18 protein-coding genes and 1 other RNA gene are annotated in these 23855 nt (G+C 62.0%); 8 read left to right on the top strand and 11 right to left on the bottom strand.

The features are described 5' to 3' along the window. Positions 1–156 precede the first annotated feature (156 nt). The 6 genes from JZ00_RS09940 to JZ00_RS09915 all read left to right on the top strand — a co-directional run bounded on the left by JZ00_RS09940 (position 157) and on the right by JZ00_RS09915 (position 6453). Complete coding sequence (locus tag JZ00_RS09940; RefSeq protein WP_039589052.1) at positions 157–2607, top strand: heavy metal translocating P-type ATPase; 2451 nt, start codon at positions 157–159, stop codon at positions 2605–2607. Positions 2608–2631: 24 nt separating this feature from the next. Continuing rightward, positions 2632–2850, top strand: coding sequence for a cbb3-type cytochrome oxidase assembly protein CcoS (gene ccoS / locus JZ00_RS09935; protein WP_039589051.1), 219 nt, complete (start codon positions 2632–2634; stop codon positions 2848–2850). Then, positions 2843–3526, top strand: coding sequence for a sulfite exporter TauE/SafE family protein (locus JZ00_RS09930; RefSeq protein ID WP_039589050.1), 684 nt, complete (start codon positions 2843–2845; stop codon positions 3524–3526). Before ccoS ends, JZ00_RS09930 begins: the two co-directional genes overlap by 8 nt. A gap of 90 nt (positions 3527–3616) precedes the next feature. Next, positions 3617–4999 (top strand): oxygen-independent coproporphyrinogen III oxidase, encoded by a 1383-nt coding sequence (gene hemN / locus JZ00_RS09925; RefSeq protein WP_039589049.1) that lies wholly within the window; start codon positions 3617–3619, stop codon positions 4997–4999. A 95-nt stretch (positions 5000–5094) separates the two neighbouring features. After that, positions 5095–5829 (top strand): fumarate/nitrate reduction transcriptional regulator Fnr, encoded by a 735-nt coding sequence (gene fnr / locus JZ00_RS09920; RefSeq protein WP_039589048.1) that lies wholly within the window; start codon positions 5095–5097, stop codon positions 5827–5829. Between the two features lie 75 nt (positions 5830–5904). Continuing rightward, complete coding sequence (locus JZ00_RS09915; protein ID WP_039589047.1) at positions 5905–6453, top strand: adenine phosphoribosyltransferase; 549 nt, start codon at positions 5905–5907, stop codon at positions 6451–6453. 62 nt (positions 6454–6515) lie between these two features. On the opposite strand, the gene recR is transcribed toward JZ00_RS09915, so the two are convergent. The 4 genes from recR to dnaX all read right to left on the bottom strand — a co-directional run bounded on the left by recR (position 6516) and on the right by dnaX (position 10946). Beyond that, positions 6516–7118, bottom strand: coding sequence for a recombination mediator RecR (recR, locus tag JZ00_RS09910; protein ID WP_039589404.1), 603 nt, complete (start codon positions 7116–7118; stop codon positions 6516–6518). A 66-nt stretch (positions 7119–7184) separates the two neighbouring features. After that, positions 7185–8213, bottom strand: a complete 1029-nt coding sequence (locus JZ00_RS09905) for an NADP-dependent oxidoreductase (protein ID WP_039589046.1) — start codon at positions 8211–8213, stop codon at positions 7185–7187. A 251-nt stretch (positions 8214–8464) separates the two neighbouring features. Beyond that, complete coding sequence (locus JZ00_RS09900; RefSeq protein ID WP_003183512.1) at positions 8465–8803, bottom strand: YbaB/EbfC family nucleoid-associated protein; 339 nt, start codon at positions 8801–8803, stop codon at positions 8465–8467. A 64-nt stretch (positions 8804–8867) separates the two neighbouring features. Beyond that, a complete protein-coding gene (gene dnaX / locus JZ00_RS09895) occupies positions 8868–10946 on the bottom strand; it encodes a DNA polymerase III subunit gamma/tau (RefSeq protein ID WP_039589045.1) in 2079 nt (692 codons plus the stop codon). Positions 10947–11089: 143 nt separating this feature from the next. Here dnaX and JZ00_RS09890 point away from each other — a divergent pair, with 143 nt between their 5' ends. Next, positions 11090–11857 (top strand): substrate-binding periplasmic protein, encoded by a 768-nt coding sequence (locus tag JZ00_RS09890; protein WP_039589044.1) that lies wholly within the window; start codon positions 11090–11092, stop codon positions 11855–11857. Here the strand turns inward: JZ00_RS09890 and JZ00_RS09885 are convergent. Next, positions 11809–13551: a putative bifunctional diguanylate cyclase/phosphodiesterase gene (locus tag JZ00_RS09885; RefSeq protein ID WP_039589043.1), complete on the bottom strand. Its 1743-nt coding sequence runs from the start codon at positions 13549–13551 to the stop codon at positions 11809–11811. The genes JZ00_RS09890 and JZ00_RS09885 overlap by 49 nt on opposite strands. Positions 13552–13890: 339 nt before the next feature. On the opposite strand from JZ00_RS09885, the gene JZ00_RS09880 reads away from it, so the two are divergent. Next, positions 13891–14205, top strand: a complete 315-nt coding sequence (locus JZ00_RS09880; protein ID WP_039589042.1) for a helix-turn-helix domain-containing protein — start codon at positions 13891–13893, stop codon at positions 14203–14205. A gap of 64 nt (positions 14206–14269) precedes the next feature. Here the strand turns inward: JZ00_RS09880 and JZ00_RS09875 are convergent, their stop codons facing one another. The 6 genes from JZ00_RS09875 to smc form a co-directional block, all read right to left on the bottom strand. Then, positions 14270–14923, bottom strand: a complete 654-nt coding sequence (locus JZ00_RS09875; protein ID WP_046509573.1) for a Pr6Pr family membrane protein — start codon at positions 14921–14923, stop codon at positions 14270–14272. A gap of 267 nt (positions 14924–15190) precedes the next feature. Next, positions 15191–15287, bottom strand: an RNA gene (gene ffs, locus JZ00_RS30100) — signal recognition particle sRNA small type. Positions 15288–15469: 182 nt separating this feature from the next. Beyond that, on the bottom strand, positions 15470–16630 hold the full coding sequence (locus JZ00_RS09870) for a zinc-binding metallopeptidase family protein (protein WP_039589041.1): 1161 nt from the start codon (positions 16628–16630) through the stop codon (positions 15470–15472). A gap of 130 nt (positions 16631–16760) precedes the next feature. Then, complete coding sequence (gene ligA, locus JZ00_RS09865; protein WP_039589040.1) at positions 16761–19118, bottom strand: NAD-dependent DNA ligase LigA; 2358 nt, start codon at positions 19116–19118, stop codon at positions 16761–16763. A gap of 145 nt (positions 19119–19263) precedes the next feature. Continuing rightward, positions 19264–20109: a cell division protein ZipA gene (gene zipA / locus JZ00_RS09860; RefSeq protein WP_039589039.1), complete on the bottom strand. Its 846-nt coding sequence runs from the start codon at positions 20107–20109 to the stop codon at positions 19264–19266. A gap of 257 nt (positions 20110–20366) precedes the next feature. Further along, the gene (smc, locus tag JZ00_RS09855; RefSeq protein ID WP_039589038.1) at positions 20367–23855 is read right to left on the bottom strand and encodes a chromosome segregation protein SMC; all 3489 of its coding nucleotides are present in this window, start codon (positions 23853–23855) and stop codon (positions 20367–20369) included.

Here is a 23855-nt window from a genome sequence, read left to right as displayed (position 1 = left end):
CTGCTTTTGTGGCGAGGGAGCTTGCTCCCGCGGGGTCGCGAAGCGGCCCTGTTTTTGAGCCGACAGTCCTCAGGCATATTGCGTATTGAAACACCACTGCTGCGCAGCCGAGCGTGAGCAAGCTCCCTCGCCACAAAAGGCCTTCACCCGACAACCATGACCACGCCACAGCCCTGCTATCACTGCGCCCTGCCCGTTCCTCCCGGCAGTCGCTTCACCGCCGTTGTCCTCGGTGAGACCCGCGAGCTGTGCTGCCCGGGTTGCCAGGCAGTGGCCGAAGCGATTGTCGCCGGCGGCCTGGAAAGCTATTACCAGCATCGCAGTGAAGCGTCGGCCAATCCCGGGACCTTGCCCGTCCAGTTGACCGATGAACTGGCGCTGTATGATCGCCCTGACGTGCAGCAGTCGTTCGTTCGCCATGAAGGCGAGCTGTGCGAAACCACCCTGCTGATGGAAGGCATCAGCTGCGCCGCCTGTGGCTGGCTGATCGAAAAACACTTGCGCACTTTGCCGGCGGTGGCCGAGGCGCGACTGAACCTGTCCAACCATCGCCTGCACGTCCGCTGGGCCGATGCTCAATTGCCGCTGAGCACCCTGCTCGCCGAATTGCGCCAGATCGGCTACGCCGCGCACCCGTACCAGGCCGATCAGGCCAGCGAACAGCTTGCCGCGCAAAACCGCCTGGCCCTGCGCCAGCTGGGCGTGGCCGGCTTGCTGTGGTTCCAGGCGATGATGGCGACCATGGCCACCTGGCCGGAATTCAACATCGACCTGAGCCCGGAGATGCACACCATCCTGCGCTGGGTCGCGCTGTTTTTGACGACGCCTATCGTGTTCTACAGTTGCGCGCCTTTCTTCAAAGGTGCCATGCGTGACCTGCGTACTCGCCACCTGACCATGGACGTTTCAGTGTCGCTGGCCATCGGTGGCGCTTACATCGCGGGGATCTGGACGTCCATTACCGGTGCCGGCGAGTTGTACTTCGATGCCGTCGGCATGTTTGCGCTGTTCCTGCTGGCGGGCCGCTACCTGGAACGTCGGGCCCGGGAGCGCACCGCTGCCGCCACCGCTCAACTGGTCAACCTGCTGCCAGCCTCGTGCCTGCGCCTGGATGAAGACGGCCAGAGCGAGCGCATCCTGCTCAGCGAGTTGCACACCGGCGACCGGGTGCTGGTCCAACCCGGCGCGATCCTGCCCGCCGACGGCAGGATTCTCGAAGGCCAGTCCAGCGTCGACGAATCGCTGCTGACCGGTGAATACCTGCCGCAACCCCGCCAGGCCGGCGATGCAGTCACGGCGGGCACGCTTAACGTCGAGGGCGCGCTGACCGTCCAGGTGCTGGCGTTGGGACAGGACACGCGCTTGTCCGCCATCGTGCGCCTGTTGGAACGCGCCCAGGGCGAGAAACCACGGCTGGCGGAAATCGCCGACCGCGCCGCCCAATGGTTCCTGCTGTTCTCCCTGGTTGCGGCGACGGCCATCGGCTTGTTGTGGTGGTATATGGATGCTTCGCGCGCCTTCTGGATCGTCCTGGCGATGCTGGTTGCGACCTGCCCTTGCGCGCTGTCCCTGGCGACGCCGACCGCCCTGACTGCCGCTACCGGCACCCTGCATAAACTCGGCCTGCTGCTGACCCGGGGTCATGTACTGGAAGGCCTGAACCAGATCGACACGGTGATCTTCGACAAAACCGGCACTCTGACCGAAGGACGCTTGGCGTTGCGTGCCATTCGACCACTGGCGGCACTCGACAGCGACCAATGCCTGGCCTTGGCCGCCGCCCTGGAAAATCGCTCCGAACACCCGATTGCCCGCGCCTTCGGCCGTGCGCCGCTGGCCGCCGAGCATGTGCAGAGTTTCCCGGGACTGGGGCTTGAAGGCACAGTGGGCGAACAGCGACTGCGCATCGGCCATCCCGGCTTTGTCTGCGAAACGAGTGGCGCGCCCGTCCCGCAGATGCCGAACGAACCCGGACAGTGGCTGTTGCTGGGCGACGACATCGGACCGCTGGCCTGGTTTGTCCTCGATGACCGCCTGCGTACGGATGCCTCGGCCCTGGTCGCGGCCTGCAAAGCGCGGGGCTGGCGCACCCTCCTGCTGTCGGGTGACAGCTCGCCGATGGTTGCCAGCGTTGCCGCCGAACTGGGCATCGATGAAGCTCGCGGCGGCTTGCGCCCTGACGACAAGCTGGCCGTGCTCCAACAGCTGCATCAGCAAGGTCGCAAAGTGCTGATGCTCGGCGACGGCGTCAACGACGTCCCGGTGCTGGCGGCGGCGGATATCAGCGTCGCCATGGGCTCGGCCACCGACCTGGCCAAGACCAGCGCCGACGCCGTCCTGCTGTCCAACCGCCTCGAGGCCCTGGTCCACGCCTTCAGCCTCGCCCGGCGCACCCGTCGGGTGATCATCGAGAACCTGGTCTGGGCGGGGCTGTACAATGGCCTCATGTTGCCGTTCGCCGCCCTCGGCTGGATCACGCCGGTGTGGGCCGCGGTCGGCATGTCCATCAGTTCGTTGACCGTGGTGCTGAATGCGCTGAGGCTGACCCGCCAACCCAAGGCGCAGGTTCTTGACGCCACGCCCGATACCCGTCCGCAGCCGGCCTGAGCCGCGCGGGCATGGAGATCCGACATGCCAGCTCTTTACGTGATGATCCCCGCCGCGCTCCTGATCGTCGCCATCGCCGTCTATATATTCTTCTGGGCCGTCGACAGCGGCCAATACGACGACCTTGACGGCCCGGCCCATAGCATTCTGTTCGACGACCAGGACCCGAACCACAAGGCGGCGGTGGACGAAGCCAGCGGCGAGCCCCAAAAAACCGACGACAAGGCACCGCCCCATGCTTGATCTGGCGCCGCTACTGGTCTCGGCCGTCATCCTCGGCCTGCTGGGCGGCGGCCATTGCCTGGGCATGTGCGGGGGCCTGATGGGCGCCCTTACCCTGGCGATTCCCAAGGAACAGCGCAGCCGGCGCTTTCGGCTGTTGTTGGCCTACAACGTGGGACGGATCCTGAGTTACGCCACGGCCGGCTTGCTGATCGGCCTGGCCGGCTGGGCCGTTGCCAACAGCCCGGCGGCGATGATCATGCGGGTGCTGGCGGGCCTGCTGCTGATTGCGATGGGCCTGTATCTCGCCGGATGGTGGAGCGGCCTGACCCGCATCGAAAGCCTCGGCCGTGGCTTGTGGCGACACATCCAGCCAGTCGCCAACCGCCTGCTGCCGGTATCGAGCCTGCCACGGGCCTTGCTGCTCGGCGCGCTGTGGGGCTGGTTGCCCTGCGGGTTGGTCTACAGCACCCTGCTGTGGTCCGCCAGCCAGGGTAATGCCCTGGACAGCGCGCTGTTGATGCTCGCCTTCGGCCTCGGCACCTGGCCCGTGCTGCTCGCCACCGGCCTGGCGGCGGAGCGTGTCACCGCCCTGTTGCGTAAACGCAGCGTGCGGATGGCCGGCGGATTGCTGGTGATTGTCTTCGGCATCTGGACGCTGCCGGGGCCGCACCAGCATTGGCTCATGGGGCACTGACCGAGTCGCCGCCGTTGACGCAAATCAACACGCCCCTTTCGCCTCGCCCATAGACTTTCGACCATGCCAGCCTATCCGGGGAACGCCCGCATGCTCGACGCCATTCGTTGGGACTCAGACCTGATCCGCCGCTACGACCTGGCGGGACCACGCTACACCTCTTACCCGACTGCGGCGCAGTTCGCCGGCCAGGTGGGCTCCTTCGACTTGCTCCACGCGCTTCGTGACAGTCGCAAGGCGCTCAAGCCGCTGTCGTTGTATGTGCACGTGCCGTTTTGCGCCAATATCTGCTACTACTGCGCCTGCAACAAAGTCATCACCAAGGATCGCGGTCGCGCCCATGCCTACCTGCAACGCCTGGAGCAGGAAATCCAGCTGATCGGCTGCCATCTCGACCCCGCCCAGCGCGTTGAGCAACTGCACTTGGGCGGAGGCACGCCGACGTTCCTCAGTCACGACGAGTTGCGCCAATTGATGGCCAAGCTGCGCCAGCACCTGAGCCTGATGGACGACGATTCCGGCGACTACGGCATCGAGATCGATCCCCGGGAAGCCGACTGGTCGACGATGGGCCTGCTGCGGGAACTGGGCTTCAACCGCGTCAGCATCGGCCTGCAAGACCTCGACCCGGCCGTGCAGCGTGCCGTCAACCGCCTGCAAAGCCTGGAAGAAACCCGCGCCGTGATCGAAGCCGCGCGCACGTTGCAGTTTCGCTCGATCAACATCGACCTGATCTACGGCTTGCCCAAGCAAACGCCAGAGAACTTCGCCCGCACCGTCGAGGAAGTCATCAACCTGCAACCCGACCGCCTTTCGGTCTTCAATTACGCTCACCTGCCGGAACGCTTCATGCCGCAACGGCGGATCAATAGCCAGGACCTGCCGAACCCGGTCCAGAAACTGGCGATGCTGCAAGGCACCATCGAGCAACTGACCGCCGCCGGTTATCGCTACATCGGCATGGACCACTTCGCCCTGCCCGACGACGAACTGGCGATTGCCCAAGAGGAAGCGACCCTGCAACGCAACTTCCAAGGCTATACCACCCACGGGCATTGTGACCTGATCGGCCTCGGCGTGTCGGCCATCAGCCAGGTGGGTGATTTGTACTGCCAGAACAGCAGCGACCTGGCCCAATACCAGAACGCCCTTGCCGACGGGCAGTTGGCAACCAGCCGTGGCCTGGTGTGCAATGCCGACGACCGGTTGCGACGCGCAGTGATCCAGCAACTGATGTGCCATTTCTCGCTGGCGTTCGCCGAGATAGAGCAAGACTTCAATGTCGATTTTCGGGGTTATTTCGCGTCTTTATGGCCGCAATTACAGACAATGGCAGCCGACGGGCTGCTGGAATTGACCCAAACGCATATCAAAGTACTGCCCGCCGGGCGCCTGTTGGTGCGTTCTGTCTGCATGGTGTTTGACGCGTATTTGGAGCAGCAAAACCGGCAACGATTTTCCCGAGTCATCTGAGCGCGACAATTTGACGGTGATACTGCACTGGCCGGAGTTTGTATGGTGGGTTACCCTTACGGCTTATGTGTGTTTTTCTCACAAGGATTTAAGAAATGTCCGAGCCAGTCAAATCCCGCGCTCACAACCAGGCCCATTGCAAGGACTGCAGCCTGGCCCCGCTGTGCCTGCCACTTTCGTTGAATCTGGAGGACATGGACGCGCTGGACGACATCGTTAAACGGGGACGGCCCCTGAAAAAAGGTGAGTTCCTGTTTCGCCAGGGTGACGCCTTTGACTCGGTCTACGCCGTGCGCTCGGGCGCCTTGAAGACCTTCAACCTGAGCGACGGTGGCGAAGAGCAGCTCACCGGCTTCCATCTGCCCAGCGAACTCGTGGGCCTGTCGGGCATGGACACCGAGACCCATCCGGTTTCGGCCCAGGCGCTGGAAACCACCTCGGTGTGTGAAATTCCTTTTGATCGTCTCGACGAACTGGCCTTGCAACTGCCGCAACTGCGCCGGCAATTGATGCGGGTGATGAGCCGGGAGATCCGTGACGACCAGCAGATGATGCTGTTGCTCTCGAAGAAGACCGCCGACGAGCGCATCGCCACGTTCCTGGTCAACCTCTCGGCGCGTTTTCGTGCCCGTGGGTTTTCGGCCAACCAGTTCCGCTTGAGCATGTCGCGCAACGAAATCGGTAACTACCTGGGCCTGGCCGTGGAAACCGTGTCCCGGGTCTTCACCCGCTTCCAACAGAGCGAATTGATCGCAGCCGAAGGCAAGGAGATCCATATCCTCGATCCGATCCAGCTCTGCGCCCTGGCCGGCGGTTCGGTCGAAGGCTGATGCGCTCGCGCGGCTGAGGCTTTTGTCCCGCCGCGCTATACTGCCGCGTTTGCAGCCAGCCAGGACACCTCGACGATGGTCTTTGATTCCTTCGACATCAAATCCCTGATCCGCCCCGTGATCGATTTCCCCAAGCCAGGCGTGATCTTTCGCGACATCACCCCGTTGTTCCAGTCACCCACCGCCCTGCGGCTGGTCATGGACAGTTTCGCCCACCGTTATGTCGAGGCCGAGTTCACGCACATCGGTGCGATGGATGCGCGGGGCTTCCTGATCGGCTCGATCCTGGCCTATCAGTTGAACAAGCCGCTGGTGTTGTTCCGCAAGCAAGGCAAGCTGCCGGCCGACGTACTGGCCGAGGGTTACCAGACCGAGTACGGCGAGGCTTTCCTGGAAGTGCACGCCGACAGCCTGTGCGAGGGTGATTCGGTGGTGATGTTCGATGACCTGATCGCCACTGGCGGGACGCTGATTGCCGCTGCCAACCTGATCCGCCGCATGGGCGCGAAGGTCCATGAAGCCGCCGCGATCATCGATCTGCCGGAGCTGCTCGGCTCCCAGCGCCTGGAAGACATCGGCATCCCGACGTTCTGCCTGACGCAGTTCTCGCTCAGCGAAAAATAATGGTCAAGTGAGTCACCCCGTGGGAGCGAGCTTGCTCACTCCCGCGGGAATTCGTGTTGCAGTTATAGAGCGATCGGCTTGCGCCCCGCAAACGAATGCGCCAGTGTCCCGCCATCAACCAATTCCAGCTCCCCTCCCAGCGGCACGCCGTGGGCGATGCGGGAGGCGACCAGGCCTTTGTTGCTCAGCAATTGGGCGATGTAATGGGCGGTGGCTTCGCCTTCGACCGTCGGGTTGGTGGCGAGGATGACTTCCTTGAACGTACCCGCCTCTTCGATCCGCGCGATCAGTTGCGGGATGCCGATGGCTTCAGGCCCCAAGCCGTCGAGCGGGGACAAATGGCCCTTGAGCACGAAATATCGCCCGCGGAAGCCGGTCTGCTCCACCGCATACACATCCATCGGCCCCTCGACCACGCAGAGCAGGCTGTCGTCCCGGCGCGGATCGGCACATTGCGGGCAAAGGTCGTCTTCAGTCAGGGTACGACATTGGCGGCAGTGCCCGACACCTTCCATGGCCTGGCTCAAGGCCAGGGCCAGGCGCGACCCGCCGCTGCGGTCACGCTCCAGCAGTTGCAACGCCATGCGCTGGGCAGTTTTCTGACCCACGCCCGGCAAAGTTCGCAGGGCATCGATCAGTTGGCGAATCAAAGGGCTGAAACTCATGGAGGAAACGTCCGACATAACAACGAGACGCGGTTTATACCCGCGCCTCCGATTAGCGTCAAATACTCAATCGCGCCCCACTCGCACCACCAACTTGCCGAAGTTTCGCCCCTCCAACATGCCGATAAAGGCCTGGGGCGCATTTTCGAGACCGTCGACCACGTCTTCGCGGAACTTGACCTTGCCATCGCGCACCCAGGGCGCCATGGCACTGATGAACTCCGGCTGGCGATCACCGTAGTCGTCGAACACGATGAAACCCTGGATCCGCACGCGCTTGGTCAGCAGCGTGCGCTGTAACTGCGGCAGGCGATCCGGACCACTTGGCGGCTGATGATCGTTGTAGGACGCGATCAAGCCGCAAAGCGGAATGCGCGCCTTGGCATTCAGCAGCGGCACCACCGCATCGAAGACCTTGCCGCCGACGTTTTCGTAATAGATGTCAATGCCTTGGTCGCAAGCCTGGGCCAGTTCTTCGGCGAAATTCGCGCCTTTATGGTCGACGCAAGCATCGAAACCCAGCTCATCGACCACGTATTTGCACTTCTCGCTGCCTCCCGCCACACCCACCACCCGCAGCCCCTTGATCTTTGCCACTTGCCCCACCACCGAGCCCACGGCGCCCGATGCCGCGGCCACGACCAGGGTTTCGCCGGCCTTGGGCTGGCCAATGTCCATCAACCCCATGTAGGCCGTCATGCCTGGCATCCCCAGCACACCAAGGGCCATCGAGGGACTGGGCAAGCCGGAAGGGATGGGAATCACGTTACGGCCATCGCTGATGCAGTGGCTTTGCCAACCCGTGGCGCCCACCACCAGATCACCCTCATGGAATTTCGGATGCATCGAGCGCTCCACCCGGCTGACAGCGCCACCGGTCATCACCTCGTCGATTTGCACCGGCGCAGCGTAGGAAGGCGCGTCACTCATGCGTCCGCGCATGTAGGGGTCCAAGGACAGGAACTGCGTCTTGAGCAGGATTTGCCCTTCGGCCAGGTCCGGCAGCGTCACGTGTTCAAGACGAAAGTTTTCGGAGGTTGGCGCACCCTGGGGGCGTGAGGCCAGGACGATGCGTTGGCTGGAAATCGATGACATGCAGGCGTCTCCTTGTTCGTTGAGCGGACACGTATAGGGAGCAGACCATTACCGAGGGGGCAGCGTTCGATGTTTTATCCAGCTACACAGGACCTGCGGCGAATATCACAATCGAAACCACTTCAATCCAGTGTCTGTGCAGGCTTGCTCGCAAACGCGATCGGACAGACGCCATTTGCCTCGGCCAGAAACAAAAATGCCAGGCGCGATGCCTGGCATTGTGTGTAGCCCATCCCAAGCGGGATGGCGAATCAGAACGGCAGTTTCATGCCCGGCGGCAGTTGCATGCCAGCGGTCATGCCGGACATCTTGTCCTGGCTGTTGGCTTCGATCTTGCGCACTGCGTCGTTGACGGCAGCAGCGAACAGGGCTTCAAGCATTTCCTTGTCGTCTTCGCTCAGGCCTTCGACCACGCTCGGGTCGATGCTGACGCGCTTGATGTCGTGGCGACCGGTCATGACCACGGTCACCATGTCGCCGCCGGACTTGCCGGTGACTTCAGCGTTGGCCAGTTCTTCCTGCATCTTGGCCATTTTTTCCTGCATCTGCTGCGCCTGCTTCATCAGGCCGGCCATGCCACCTTTCATCATGGTAATCACCTCGAAAGTACTTGGATAAACAACGCGCCCGGCCTGCCCGGCCCGGCGCCTTCAGTTATGAGCCCTGGGTGACCGGGGCCTCGACAGGTTCGATAGTATCGTGACGGACCACGGCGCCGAACTGTTGCATCATCTGCTGGATGAACGGATCGTTGTGGATGGACTCCTCGGCTTCGCGCTGTCGGTCGGCACGGCGCCGGGACGCGGCCTGGGCCGGGGTTTCCTGCTCGGGCTTGATCAGCTCGATGGTCAACGTGAGAGTGCGCTGGTGGTACTGGTTCAGCGCATCGTTGAGGCGACGCTGCTGGGTCGCGTTGAACAGCGCGCTATGGGCCGGATCCAGATGCAGCAACCAATGGTCGCCCTCGATCGAGATCAACGTACAGTTGGCGGCGATGCTGCCGGTCATGCCGCTGATCTGCAGCTTGGGGAACAGCTCCAGCCATTGCAGGGCCAGCCCGGTGGCCGGCATCGCCGCTGGTTCCGGCTCGGGCTCCGGGGCCGGCTCGGCGGCATGCTCACTGGCCAGGTCATCCAGGTAGCTGTAGGCCGAATCCATGTCCGGCTCGATGTAATCCTCATCCAGCGGCGGCTCGTCGTCCAGGTCGATGCCCGGCGTCGCGACATCGACATCGGCCACTGTTGGCTCCGGCATCGGCGCAGCCACCCACTCGGGTGCGTCGGGCACAACGCTGTCAGGGGTCGGCATGGGCATCGGCGGCAGCTCGGGCTGCTCGGCGATGGTTTCCAGTACGGGCTCCACGGCGGGTTGCTGGACAACTTCCGGCTCGACCGGGTCGTTCCAAGGCAGGTCGATGACTTCTTCGGCGACGGGCCCGGGGAGCGCCTCGACGACTGGCTCAGGTGCCGACTCGACGACCGGCTCCGGCGTGGTAACGACAGGCGCCGGTTGGGCCGCGGGCGCCGCTACCGGAGCACAAGCCACTGCCGACGCAACAACGGGCGTGGCAGCCACTGGCTTGGCGGAATCAGCTGTGGCCTGGCTGATCCCCACTGGCTTTAGCGCTTGTCTCGGCGCGTCCGCCGTATCGGCCGGTCGGAACGCAAGCATTCGCAGCAGCACCATCTCGAAGCCGCCACGCGGATCCGGTGCCAAGGGCAGGTCGCGACGACCGATCAGGCCCATCTGATAATAGAATTGCACGTCTTCGGCAGGCAGCGCCTGGGCCAGAGCCAGCACGCGGTCCCGGTCACCATGGCCGTTGTCGACCCCCTCGGGCAAGGCCTGGGCGATGGCGACCCGGTGCAGCACGTTGAGAATCTCCGAAAGCACGCCGTTCCAGTCCGGCCCCTGCTCAGCCAAGTGGCGCACCGCTTCCAGCAACGCTTTTGCGTCCCCTTCGATCAGCGCATGCAAAACGTCGTAGACCTGGCCGTGATCGAGGGTGCCGAGCATGGCGCGCACCTCGGCAGCCATGACCTTGCCTTCACCGAAGGCGATGGCCTGGTCGGTCAGGCTCATGGCGTCACGCATCGAACCGTCGGCGGCGCGTCCCAGCAGCCACAGCGCATCGTCCTCGAACGGCACGTTCTCGACACCCAGCACATGCGTCAGGTGCTCCACGACGCGTTCCGGCGTCATGTTCTTCAGGGAGAACTGCAAGCAGCGCGACAGAATCGTTGCAGGGAGTTTCTGCGGGTCGGTGGTCGCCAGGATGAACTTGACGTAGGGCGGCGGCTCTTCAAGCGTCTTGAGCAGCGCATTGAAGGAATGACTGGAGAGCATGTGCACTTCGTCGATCAGGTAGACCTTGAAGCGCCCACGGCTCGGGGCGTACTGCACGTTGTCGAGCAGCTCGCGGGTGTCCTCGACCTTGGTGCGGCTCGCGGCGTCTATTTCGATCAGGTCGACAAAACGACCTTCGTCGATTTCCCGACAGACCGAACATTCGCCGCAAGGCGTCGAAGTGATACCGGTTTCACAGTTCACGCACTTGGCAATGATCCGCGCGATGGTGGTCTTGCCCACGCCGCGGGTGCCGGTGAACAGATAGGCATGGTGCAGCCGCTGGCTGTCCAAGGCATTGATCAGAGCCTTGAGCACATGGGTCTGGCCGACCATTTCGCGGAACGAGCGCGGACGCCATTTACGTGCAAGAACCTGATAACTCATCGAAAACCGTCGCAACGAAGGAACATAAGCGGCTAATGCTAGCGGAGCAGGGGCGAAATTGCATCCGGTGTACTCGTCTAATCTGACTAAGCTTGGTTGGAAAGCTCGGTTGTCGACACGCTTTTGTTCAGTCAGGAGAGTTTATGCGCTTGGCCATGGGGGCTTTGCTGTTATTGGGAACGGGATGTTTCGCTGATGAGGCCCCCTTGCGTTTCGCCATCGCCGATGGCTGGGCCATGCCCATGGTGCAGATCGATAGAGACCGCCCGACCCAGGGCATCCTGCCGGACATCATGACCAGCCTGGCGACGCAGGTGGGCATGCCGGCGCAATTCCATATCCTGGCCCGCGCAAGACTGGACAGCGCCATGGAGCATGGCGAAATAGACCTGCGCTGTTACGTCTCGCCTGATTGGGTAAAGGATAAAGGCGGGGATTATCTGTGGAGTGTCCCGCTATTCTTCCAGCGCGATGTGCTCGTCGGTTCGGCCAGCGCTCCCGCCCGCATAACGCCACGGGCGCTCACGCAACAGTCCATTGGTACCGTGCTCAGCTACAGCTATCCCACCCTGCAGCCATTGTTCGACAGCGGCCACCTGCGGCGTGACGATGCGCGTAGCCAGGATCAAGTGTTGGCAAAACTGTTGGCCGGGCGCTATCGCTATGCGGTCAGTAATCAATGGGCGCTGGACTGGTTCAACCAGCGTCACAGCGCTGACCGACAGCTACATGAAGTCGCCGTCCTCCAGGAACAGCGACTGAGCTGCTATGTGCGCAATGATCCGAAGATTCCGGCACAGCGCATCCTGCGCACCTTGTTGAACATGAAGATGTCCGGGGAAATCGACGCGATCATCCAGCTCTATACCGGCCGCTCCGAAGGGTCGCAGGCCGACGTCGCGTCTCCGTGACTTCCAGGCAGGGCCTGCCATTGCGGTGGCGGGACAAAGCTCTTCGCCCAGCCGGGCACCTGGCCGGCCGGCATGGGCCGGGCGATGAAATACCCTTGGGCCACCTCGCAGCCCAGGCGCAGCAGCAACTGACCGTGCTCGAGGCTGTCCAGGCCCTCCGCGACCACCTGGCGACCAAATGCCCGGGCCAGGCCGATCACCGCCTTGGTCAACGCCAGGTCATCCCGGTCTTGAAGAATATCGCGCACGAATGTCTTGTCGATTTTGATGGTTTGCGTACGCAAGTGCTTGAGGTCGTTGAGCGAACAATGGCCCGTGCCGAATCCACCCAGGGAGAACGCTACCCCCAAGGCTTGGCAGGCCTGGAGGCAGGCGCTGACCTGGGCGAGATTTTCCACCGCGACCGACTCGACAATCTGCAGGTCGAGCATGCGCGGGGACACCGCCGGATGCCGTTCCAACATTGCCTGCAACCGCTCGACGAAATCCGCCCGCTGGAAGTGCCGCGCCGATATGTTGATGCTCACCGGCCACCCCTGCCCCACACGTTGCCATTGCTGTAGCTGGGTCAGCACCTGCTCCATGACCCATTCGCCCACCTCGACAATCAGGTCGGTCTCTTCCACCAACGGCAGGAACTCACGCGGCGGCACCAGCCCACGCTGCGGGTGTTTCCAACGCAACAACGCCTCGAGACCTACCACTGCACCATTGCGCATGTTGACCTTGGGCTGGAAATGCAGCCGCAGCTCATTGTCAGCCAGGGCTTGGCGGACCCGCTCAACGGTCTGGTAGGTGGCCCGCACCTCTTTATCCCTGGACACATCGAACAGATGGAAACGATTGCGACCGCTCTGCTTGGCCACATACATCGCCTGGTCGGCGTGGCGCAGCAACGTATCGGCGTCCTCGTTATCCCAGGGAAACAGGGTGACACCGACGCTGGCGAAAACATTGATGCTCTTGCCGTCGATGACGTAAGGCATGGAGACCGCGACCAGCACCCGGTTCAATGCCGCGTGCAGCTCGTCCATGCCATGCACATGACGCAACACCAGCACAAACTCATCCCCGGCCAGTCGAGCGACAACGTCCTCGCCGCGCACAATGCTGCGCAACCGCCTGGCGACCTCTATCAGCAATCGATCACCGCTGGCGTGGCCATAACCATCGTTGACTGCCTTGAAACCGTCCAGGTCGAGCATGCACACGGCGAGGGGCAGGTTTTCCACCTGGGAAAATTCAAGCGCCTGGTCCAGCAGGTCGGACAAGTAGGTGCGATTGGGCAACCCCGTGAGCACGTCATGACCGACACGCCATTGCAGTGAATGCAGCAGGCGACGTTTTTCGCTGACATCGAAACGGATCGCCAGATAACGCTCGACGCGCCCCGTGGTTTCGTCGGCTACCGGCACCAGCGTGGTATCGACCCAATGCAGCGTACCGTCCTTGGCCCGATTGCAGATTTCACCCTTCCAGACTTTTCCCACGGCGATAGTCCGCCACATGGCACTGAAGAACTCACCGGGATGCTGGCCGGAATTGAGGAGCCGGTGGCTCTCCCCCAGCAGCTCATCGCGCGGGTAGCCAAACAGCTCGCAAAACTGATCGTTGACGTACGTGATACGCCCGTTCAAGTCGGTTTCGGAAAAAATGGCGGCGGCGTCGACAGCCCTGCGGTACTTCTTATCCATCGAAGCAGTCATCCATGAGTCAGGCTCGTTTGTCGCGCGCGGTTGCACCGCCCCCCGGACGGGCGAAAATCAACTAGGCTCAAATACCTTGAGAAAGCTGGAGTACGGACGCTGGCGGTGCGGCCTGAACCCTCCTAGCCCCGCCTTGTGTCACTGCGAAAAGAAGCACGAGCCCCGGCCTACCCACACGCCCGGCTTCCAAAGCAGAACACCAAACTCCCGTACCAAAGGCCGATTCTACGAAACACATCACATTTTGCAAAGCAAGGTGATGGAACGCGCGGTTGCCTAATGCGAAAATCTATCGTTAAGTTCTTGATTCTGAATGGGAATTAAGCGATGCAAATTTCAAGTCTGGGTCCAGCCATCAGACGCTACCGCAAAGTAGCGGGGCTGACTCAGGCTGAACTTGGCGAAAAGACCGGTTTTGACCCGAAAACCATCAGCCGCTTCGAAACCGGTACCTACACTCCCAGCGTCGAAGCATTGCTCCTGCTTGCCAACGTACTGGACGTCCAGCCCAAGGTTTTTTTCGCAGACATGGGCGACGAAGACGAGCAACGGGCGTACCTGTTCAGCGTCATCCACAAAGCCACCCCGAAAGACCTCGGGAAGCTGATTGCGGCGGTCGACCAGGCGCTGGCCAAGCCTTGATGCGATGTGAAACGGGCGATGCCTGGCAGATCGCAAGCGTTGCCGGGCTGGCAGTCCAAACCGATCAACCCTTGCCTCTCGCCCGATCCACGGCCACGACCACCCAAGACACCAGCAAAAAACCCACCAGCACCATCAACGCATTAGTCAGGGTCTGCGGATAACCCAATCGATCCACTTCGATGAAGGGATAAGGATAGGAGCCGACCCAGCGGCCGCGTATCAGGATGTAAATGAAATAGACCAAGGGGTAGATCAGCCACGGCCACACACTGCTCCAGCGCAAGATTCCCTTTGGCACGCAGAACCACCAATAGATGACAAACAGGATAGGCATCACGTCGTGCAGCAACTCATCGGCCACCCATTGCAAACCCTGGGGATTCCAGGTGTGACGCAGCAGCAGGTTGTAGGCCAGGCAGACCAATACGATGGCGGCAACCACCCCGCCCTGTACGGACGGCCGAAGGAAGAAGCGCCGCAACGGCGAATCGCCTGAGGTAGCAGCGAACGTCAGCACCACCGCTACCAAAATATTGGTCAGCACCGTGAAATAACTGAAAAAGACATCCACTCCCCCCAGCAAACTCCTCCCATCCTGCCAGCGCGAAGCCAGGATCAGATAAAGCTGGAGAAACAATGCCAACCATCCGAGCGCCGCAGCGAACTTGACCGCGATGCCGCTTGCGCCTTGCGTTGATACTCTGTCTTCGCTCATGAGCTTGCCCCTGGCTGCGCGCCCCTGCGACTGCAAAGCCCCATGGATTGGGTACTCGATCAACAGGTGCCTGACGCACACGAACGTAGGAAAAAGGGGCATCCGGCTCTACTGTCAGATCTGACAGTCCCGATCAACGGTAGGAAAACGCGTGAGCGCACGACACTTGGACAGCAGGGAACATTGACCGAACCCGGCGCAAAAAAAGAAATCATGGAGAATTTTGGCAGACCTTGCGAACGAAGGCCTGGAGCGTTATGGAGGCAACCCCACCAGCCACACCCCGGCACACAATGTTCCCGCTGTGGCTGCTTCCTTCCGGATCTGACCAGGTTCACGGGTAATCGTTGCGGGGGGACCGATGGGGTCACCATAACGACGCCCGCCTGACGGCGAGCCGCGCCATTGTACCTATCTGACAAGAAGTTACAACCGTTCGTGTCATATTGAAAAAACCGAAGATGTTCAAGCACTTGCTGTGGGAGCAAAGCCTGCTCGCAAAGGCGTCGGCACATTCGATAGGATGCCGGCTTCCATCCATAGGACCTACAACAACACCTCATCCGCCCGACCGCCCTCCTCCTGGATCACCAGATGGATGAAATGCAATTTGGTGATCACCGCCGCCGGTACGACGAACGGGTAGAAATCCGGCTGACCCATGCTGCGGGACAATTCGTTGAGCATGCCGGCCAGCTCGATCCACGCATTGACGAACGAAAGGAAGGCCGCGCCGCCTGCGTGTTCGGCATCGTACAAGGTCTCGGGGGGGAACGGCTGGTAGTCGAAATCCATTTCCCGCGCACTCATGCCGAAGCCCAACGCGGTGTCGACGGCGTCCATCATGTGCAGGTAATGGGCCCAGGTTTCGGCCCAGTCTTCCCAGGGATGCATGGTGGCGTAGGCGCTCACGTAGCGGCTTTGCCAATCCAGCGGCGCGCCTTGTTGGTAATGCCGCTCCAAAGCCTCGGAATAACTGGCACGCTCATCGCCGAACAGCGTGCGAAACGGCTCCAGCCAATGGCTGTCGGCAATCAACCGATCCCAATAATAATGGCCGACCTCGTGACGAAAATGCCCGAGCAACGTGCGATACGGCTCGTGCATCTGCTGGCGCACGTGCTCGCGATGAGCATCGTCGGCTTCCTTGATGTCGAGGGTGACAAGGCCGCTGGCGTGCCCGGTCGTCGGCGGTTTTCCGTCGGGATCGACGCCGATGAAGTCGAAGGCCAGGCCGATGTTGTCGTCGGCGGTCTTCGGGATGACCGGCAGGCCGAGGGTAATAAGTTGTGCCACGAGACGACGCTTGGCGGTTTCGACCTTGCACCAGCGTTCAGGGTTTTCCGGGATCGACAGGTCGGGAATCGTGCGGTTCAGGCTGCAGGCGATGCACAGCGTGTCTTGCCCGCTGGCTGGCAGCAGCCAGTTGCAGGCCGCGGGGGTATCGAGATTGGCGCAGCGACGGAACAGTCCGGCCTGCGGGTCGACATCCAAGGTCCAGGTACCAGGCTGCTCGCCGGGTTGCAGGGACGACAGGCGACTCTGCTCCGGCTGATAGCCCAGCGCCGCCAGGCAGGCCAGGCATTGGCTGTTGCGAAAGAACAGCGACTGACCGCAACGACACGGCCAGATCTTACTGTTACGTGATCGATCGCCCAGAAACGGCGCGGCGATGCGTGAGCTCAGTTGTTCGAAGAAGCGGTACATGGCGATCTCTCCCTGGAGCCTGCAAGACTAGATCGCCTTACGTTCATGATCGTTCCAAATCACTGGGTCATGACGCCGATAAACCGTGGCGAGGGTACAAGCTCCCTCGCCACAAATAAGCCGAGGACCCTCAGAGCGCGACGCCATGCCCTGTCAGGAATTCGACAAAGGCTTGTTCATCGAGCACCTTGAGCCCCAGCTCGTTGGCCTTGGTCAATTTCGAACCGGCACCCGGCCCAGCGACCACGCAGTGGGTCTTCGCCGACACGGAACCGGCGACCTTGGCTCCCAGGCTTTCCAGCTTGTCCTTGGCGACATCGCGACTCATCAGCTCCAGCGAACCGGTCAGGACCCAGGTGTGCCCCGCTTCAGGCAATCCCTCGACGACTTTTTTCTCGCTCTGCCAGTGCATGCCGAAATCCCGCAGTTGCTGCTCAGCGGCCAAGGCCTGCTCGCGATTGGCGGCGATGGCGAAGAACTCGCGCACAGCGTTGGCCTGTTTTTCCGGCAGCGCTTGGCGCATGTCCAGCCAATCGGCATCCATGACCGCTTCGAGTGAGCCGAACTTGTCCGCCAGCTTTTGCGCACCGCCCGGCCCGACCGACGGAATGTGCAGCTTGTCGAGGAAGCCGCCCAGGGTGGTGCTGGCGGAGAATTCCGCGCTCAGCTCGCCCTGATCCTGAATCTGCAGGCCATGGCGCAGCAAATCCTTGATCACCTGGCGATTGTGCGGGTCTTCGAAGAAGCTGTGGATCTCATGGGCGACTTCGAGGCCGACATCCGGAAGGTACGTCAGCACGTGCGGCAACGCCGCCTGCACACGCTCCAGCGAACCGAGGGAACGGGCCAGGACCTTGGCGGTTTCCTCGCCTACATCTGGAATGCCCAACGCATAGATAAAGCGCGCCAGGCTCGGCTTCTTGCTGTCGACAATCGCTGCCAGCAGATTCCTGCTCGACAGCTCGGCGAAGCCTTCCAGGTCGACCACCTGCTCGAACGTCAGCGCATACAGGTCCGCCGGAGAACCCACCAGGCCCTCATCCACCAATTGCTCGACGCTCTTCTCGCCGAGGCCTTCGATATCCATGGCCCGGCGCGAGACAAAATGAATGATCGCCTGCTTGAGTTGCGCGCCACAGGCCAGGCGGCCGACGCAGCGGTACACCGCACCTTCGCTGACGGTTTCGCGGCCCTTGCTGCGCTTGATCAGCTGCGTGCGTTCAACGTGAGAACCGCACACCGGACACTGCTGTGGCACCTCCACCGGACGAGCATTGTCCGGACGCCGCTCGGTAACGACCTGCACCACCTGCGGAATCACATCGCCGGCGCGGCGAATGATCACCGTGTCGCCGATCATCAGGCCCAGGCGCGCCACCTCGTCCATATTGTGCAGCGTAGCGTTGGCCACGGTCACGCCAGCTACCTTCACCGGCTTGAGCCGCGCCACGGGCGTGACAGCGCCGGTACGGCCGACCTGGAACTCGACGTCCAGCAACTCGGTGAGTTCTTCACTGGCGGGGAATTTGTGGGCGATAGCCCAGCGCGGCTCCCGTGCGCGGAAACCCAGTTCACGCTGTGACGCAATGCTGTTGACCTTGAACACCACGCCGTCGATTTCATAGGGCAGCGAATCGCGCCGCTCGCCGATGTCACGGTAGTAATCCAGGCATTCGTCGATGCCGTGGGCCAGCTTCAGCTCCCGGCTGATGGGCATGCCCCAGGCCTTGAGTTGCTTGAGATTGCCGATGTGAGTATCGGCGATGTCCGAGGTCACCTGGCCGATGCCATAGCAGCAGAACTCCAGGGGGCGGTTGGCGGTGATCCGCGAGTCCAACTGGCGCAGGCTGCCCGCGGCGGCGTTGCGCGGGTTGGCGAAGGTCTTGCCGCCCGCTTCCAGCTGGGTGGCATTCAAGCGTTCGAAACCGGCCTTGGACATGTACACCTCGCCGCGCACTTCCAGCAACGGGGGCCAGCCGCTGCCCTGCAGCTTGAGGGGGATATTGCGTACGGTTCGCACGTTGACGCTGATGTCCTCCCCCGTGGTGCCGTCACCCCGCGTGGCACCGCGCACCAGCATGCCGTCCTGATACAACAGGCTGACCGCCAGGCCATCGAGCTTCGGCTCGCAGCTGTATTCCACCGCCGCACCACCACCCAGCAAGTCGCCCATGGGCAAGTCGAGGCCTTCGGTCACACGCCGGTCGAACTCGCGCATGGTGGTTTCGTCGAAGGCGTTGCCGAGGCTGAGCATCGGGATTTCGTGACGCACCTGGCTGAACGCCGAAAGAGCCACGCTGCCAACCCGCTGGGTCGGCGAGTCGCTGGTGACCAATTCCGGGTGCTGCTCTTCGAGGGCCTTGAGTTCGTGGAACAGCCGGTCGTACTCGGCGTCCGGGATGCTTGGTTCGTCGAGGACGTGGTAGCGATAGTTATGCTGATCCAGCTCGGTGCGCAGCTCTAGGATGCGGGTTTCGACGGCGTTCATGGTGTTCTCTCATAAAGCAAAAGAGCAGCCTGGGCTGCTCATTTTTTAAACCATCGGCAAGTCCTGGCTGGACCGACCGACTGCAGAACCTGTGGCGAGGGATTTATCCCCGCGCCACAAAAGCTCCCTAGCCCACAGCCCGGCTTCAGCGCTTCTGGGTCAGCGCACGGCGCTCGAACTCGACGATGCGCTGGCGGTAGTGCTCGATGGTCTGGGCGGTCAGCACGCTGCGCTGGTCGTCCTTCAGCTCGCCGTTGAGCTCCTGGGACAACTTGCGAGCCGCGGCCACCATCACGTCGAAAGCCTGCTTGGGATGGCGCGGGCCCGGCAGCCCGAGGAAGAAACTCACCGCCGGCGTGCTGAAATGATCGATGTCGTCGAGATCGAACACGCCAGGCTTGACGGCATTGGCCATGGAGAACAGCACCTCGCCGTTGCCGGCCATGCTCTCGTGACGGTGGAAAATGTCCATCTCGCCAAAACGCAGGCCGCTTTCCAGGATGTTCTGCAGCAACGCAGGGCCCTTGAAGCCGGACGGGTCGCGGCAGATCACGCTGATCACCAGCACTTCTTCGGCCTGGGCCTGGTCCTTGTCGCCGCCGGACGGCTTGCTCTCGTCCGGGAAGTCGTCGTCACGACTGTTGAAGCTCGGGCCGCCATCCAGGTCGAGGTTCAGGTTCAAATCCCCCTGGGACGGCTCGCTGTTGCGCTTGCCTCGCTTGGAGCCCGACTCCCGTGGCTCGCGGGCAGGCGCGCTCATGGACGGCAAATCGTGTTCGTCCAGCTGCGGCTCCTTGTGGGTGTCCAGCACCCGGGGCGGACCCAACAGCTCGGCGTTATCGTCCTCATCGGGCAGGTTCGACAGGCTGCGATCCAGGCGAAACTTGAGTTTGCCCTTGCCGCCGCGCATGCGACGCCAGCCGTCGAAAAGAATACCGGCAATGACAATGATGCCGATGACGATCAGCCACTCGCGCAGACCGATTTCCATGTAATCCCGTGCCTCTATAAAAATGCTGAAAAATAAGGGGCTTAGCTATTTGCAAACCGCTTTAAAACGTGGCGCCAACTCTATGTTCTGAATGGCGTTTTGCCCACGCATACGAAAAATTGACATTAAACTAGCACGACCAAAGATAACTTTACACCGTCTGTCGCATAGGCTTGTGCCAATCTGTGAAATGTCCGGCAAGCGCAGAGGGTAAAAAAGTCCTACAGCGCCTCGCGCAAACTCCTACTGCTGGCGTTTTAAGCATCCACCATCGCCATGGCCTCTTCCACATCCACTGCCACCAGTCGCGAACAGCCCGGCTCATGCATCGTCACGCCCATCAACTGATCGGCCATTTCCATGGCGATCTTGTTGTGGGTGATATAGATGAACTGCACCGTTTCGGACATCTCCTTCACCAGCCGTGCGTAACGGCCTACGTTGGCGTCGTCCAATGGTGCATCGACTTCGTCGAGCATGCAGAACGGCGCCGGGTTCAATTTGAAAATCGCAAAGACCAAAGCCAGCGCGGTCAAGGCTTTTTCGCCACCGGAGAGCAAATGGATGGTGCTGTTCTTCTTGCCAGGAGGACGCGCCATGATTGTCACCCCTGTATCGAGTAGATCTTCGCCCGTCAGTTCCAAGTAGGCGCTGCCGCCACCGAAAACTTTTGGAAAAAGGGCCTGCAAACCACCGTTGATCTGATCAAAGGTATCCTTGAAACGGTTACGGGTTTCCTTGTCGATCTTGCGAATGACATTTTCCAGGGTCTCCAGCGCTTCCACCAGATCATCGTTCTGGGCGTCCAGGTAACGCTTGCGCTCGGACTGTTGCTGGTACTCATCGATGGCCGCCAGGTTGATCGCTCCCAGGCGCTGGATGCGCTGGGCAATGCGCTCGAGCTCTTCCTCGGCGTCTTTCTCGTTGGCGCCCGCCACCAGGGTGGCGAGAACACCATCGAGGTCGTAGCCATCCTCCAGCAATTGGTCCTGCAAGGCTTTGCGGCGCACCGTCAGGGCTTGCCATTCCATGCGCTGATGTTCCATCTGGCCGCGGATCAGTTGCGATTGCTGCTCGGCCTGGCTACGACGTTTTTCGGCGTCGCGCAGTTCACGGTCAGCGTCCTCCAACGCGATCTGCGCGGTCTTGAGTTCTTCATCGACGCTCATACGCTTGTCGAGCAACTCTTCGAGCTTGAGGCGCAGCTCTTCCAGCGGTGCCTCGCCCTCCTCCAGATTGAGGCTCAATTGTTCGCGCTTTTCGGTCAGGCGCTCGGACTGCATTTCCAGCCGTTCCAAGGCCTGGCGTGTGGAATCGTGCTGGGCCTTGAGCGAGCCCAGGCGTACCGCCAACTGATGGGCATGATCCTTGTGCTGGCGCGCTTCCTGGCGCACCCGGTCCAGGCGCTCTCGAAGGCTGTCGCGTTGGGCCAGCAGCAATTCACGTTGCTCGGTATCCAGCGCCATTGCGTCGAGGGCTTCCTGCAGTTGCAGGCGCGCCTCGCCGATCTGTTCGTGCTCCAACGCCCGCTGCTCGCCCAACTCGGCGATTTCTTCGTCGAGACGGGTCCGACGCAGGGCCAATTGTTCAACCTTGGCCTTGCCGGCCGAGAGCTGCGCCTTGAGTTCGCCCTGCTGGCGCGCTTCATCTTGCAACAGCCGACGCAGATGCTCACGGCCGTTTTCCTGTTGACGCTGTTGCGCCCGCAGGTTCTGCAATTCGGTTTCCAAGGCTTCGACGCTGGCCTCACGTTCCTCGCGCTCGGCGCCCAGGCGCTGGATTTCCTGGCCGCGCGCGAGCATGCCGCTCTCGGCTTCGCCAGCCCGGCGCACCCGCAGGAAATGCCGTCCCACCCAATACCCATCACGGCTGATCAGGCTTTCGCCGGACGCCAATTGCCCGCGCAAGGCCAAGGCTTGCTCAAGGCTGTCCACCGGCTTGACCTGTCCCAACCAGGGCGACAGGTCAACCCGGGCTTCGACTTTGTCCAACAGACTGCCCGGCACCCGCACGCCATCGCCGGCCGGGCTGAGCAGGCGCAGATCGCCCTGGCTGAAGCCCGACAGGTCTAAGCCGGCGAAATCATCGACCAGCACCGCTTGCAAGTCGGCGCCCAGCACGGTTTCTACCGCCAGCTCCCAACCGGCATCGACCTTCAGGCCTTCGGCCAGGCGCGGACGCTCGGCAAGGTGCTGATCGCGCAACCATTCGGCGGTGCCGGTGCCTGGGTCCAACGCGGCCTGTTGCAAGGCTTCCAGCGAGGCCAGGCGCCCGTTGAGCCGCTGTAATTCGCCCTGGGCCTGCTGCTGGTTCTGCAAGGCCAGTTGCAAGGCCTGGCGCAGTTGCTCAAGGCGTTCGACCTGAGCGTCTTCACTGGCCTGCAAATCTTCGAGCGTGGCTTCGCTGGTGGCGAGCTGCTCGCTCAGTTCCAGGATCGCGGCGTCTTCCGGGTCCGCCGCAAGCAACGCCCGCTCTTCGGACAAGCGACGCTGGCGCTCGGCGAGGCGCTCCATGCTGGTTTCCAATTGCTGGATGCGCGATTGCTGGACTTCAGCCTGACGCCGCGGTTCGGCCGAGATCAGGTTGAAATTGTCCCACTGCTCCTGCCAGCCATGCATGCTCAGCTCGGCTTCTTCCAGGGCCGCAGCAGCCTCTTCGGCGGCGGCACTGGTGAGTTCCTGCTCCGGCGTGAGCCGTTCCAGTTCTTCGCCAAGCGTTAGCAGCAACGTGCGGTCGTGGCCCAGGTGCGATTCGGTTTCCAGGCGTGCGCGCTCGGCCTCCTTCAAGTCGTCCTGCAACTGGCGCAAGCGTTGCTGGCCATGCTGGATGCTCTGCTCGACCCGGGCGATGTCGCCACCCACGGAGTAAAAGCGCCCCTGCACCAGATTAAAGCGCTCGGACAGGTCATGGTGCCCATCGCGCAGGCGCTCGATGGCGGCATCGGCGTTGCGCTGCTCGGCCACCAGCGCTTCGAAGCTGACTTCCTGGTTGCCGATGATCGCCTCGCGCTGGCCGACCTGTTCGTTCAGCGCCTGCCAGCGCAGGGCCGACAGCTGGGCCTTGAGCTGGCGCTCCTCGCCCTTGTATTCCTGATATTTCTTTGCCGCCTCGGCCTGACGGTGCAAGCGTTCGAGCTGGCGTTCGAGTTCTTCGCGAAGGTCGGTCAGGCGCGCGAGGTTTTCATGGGTACGGCGGATACGGTTCTCGGTCTCGCGCCGGCGCTCCTTGTATTTGGAAATGCCGGCGGCTTCTTCGATAAAGTTGCGCAAGTCTTCAGGCTTGGCCTCGATCAGCTTGGAAATCATGCCCTGTTCGATGATCGAGTAGCTGCGCGGCCCCAGGCCAGTACCGAGGAAGATGTCGGTAATATCCCGCCGACGGCACTTGGTGCCGTTGAGGAAATAGCTGTTCTGGCTGTCGCGGGTCACTTTGCGGCGAATGGATATTTCCGCGTAGGCTGCGTACTCGCCAACCAGCGTGCCGTCGGAGTTGTCGAAGACCAGCTCGATGCTCGCCTGGCTCACTGGCTTGCGACTGGTGGAGCCGTTGAAGATGACGTCGGTCATCGACTCGCCACGGAGGTTTTTCGCCGAGCTTTCGCCCATCACCCAGCGCACGGCGTCGATGATGTTCGATTTGCCGCAGCCATTGGGCCCTACCACCGCCGCCATGTTGCTGGGGAAGTTCACCGTCGTCGGGTCGACAAAGGATTTGAACCCCGCCAGCTTGATGCATTTGAGCCGCAC

It is taken from the genome of Pseudomonas frederiksbergensis (assembly GCF_000802155.2).
GTDB lineage: Bacteria > Pseudomonadota > Gammaproteobacteria > Pseudomonadales > Pseudomonadaceae > Aquipseudomonas > Aquipseudomonas frederiksbergensis_A.
The sequence above is the reverse complement of the archived record's forward strand: the minus strand, read 5'-3'. Positions and strand labels throughout refer to the sequence as shown.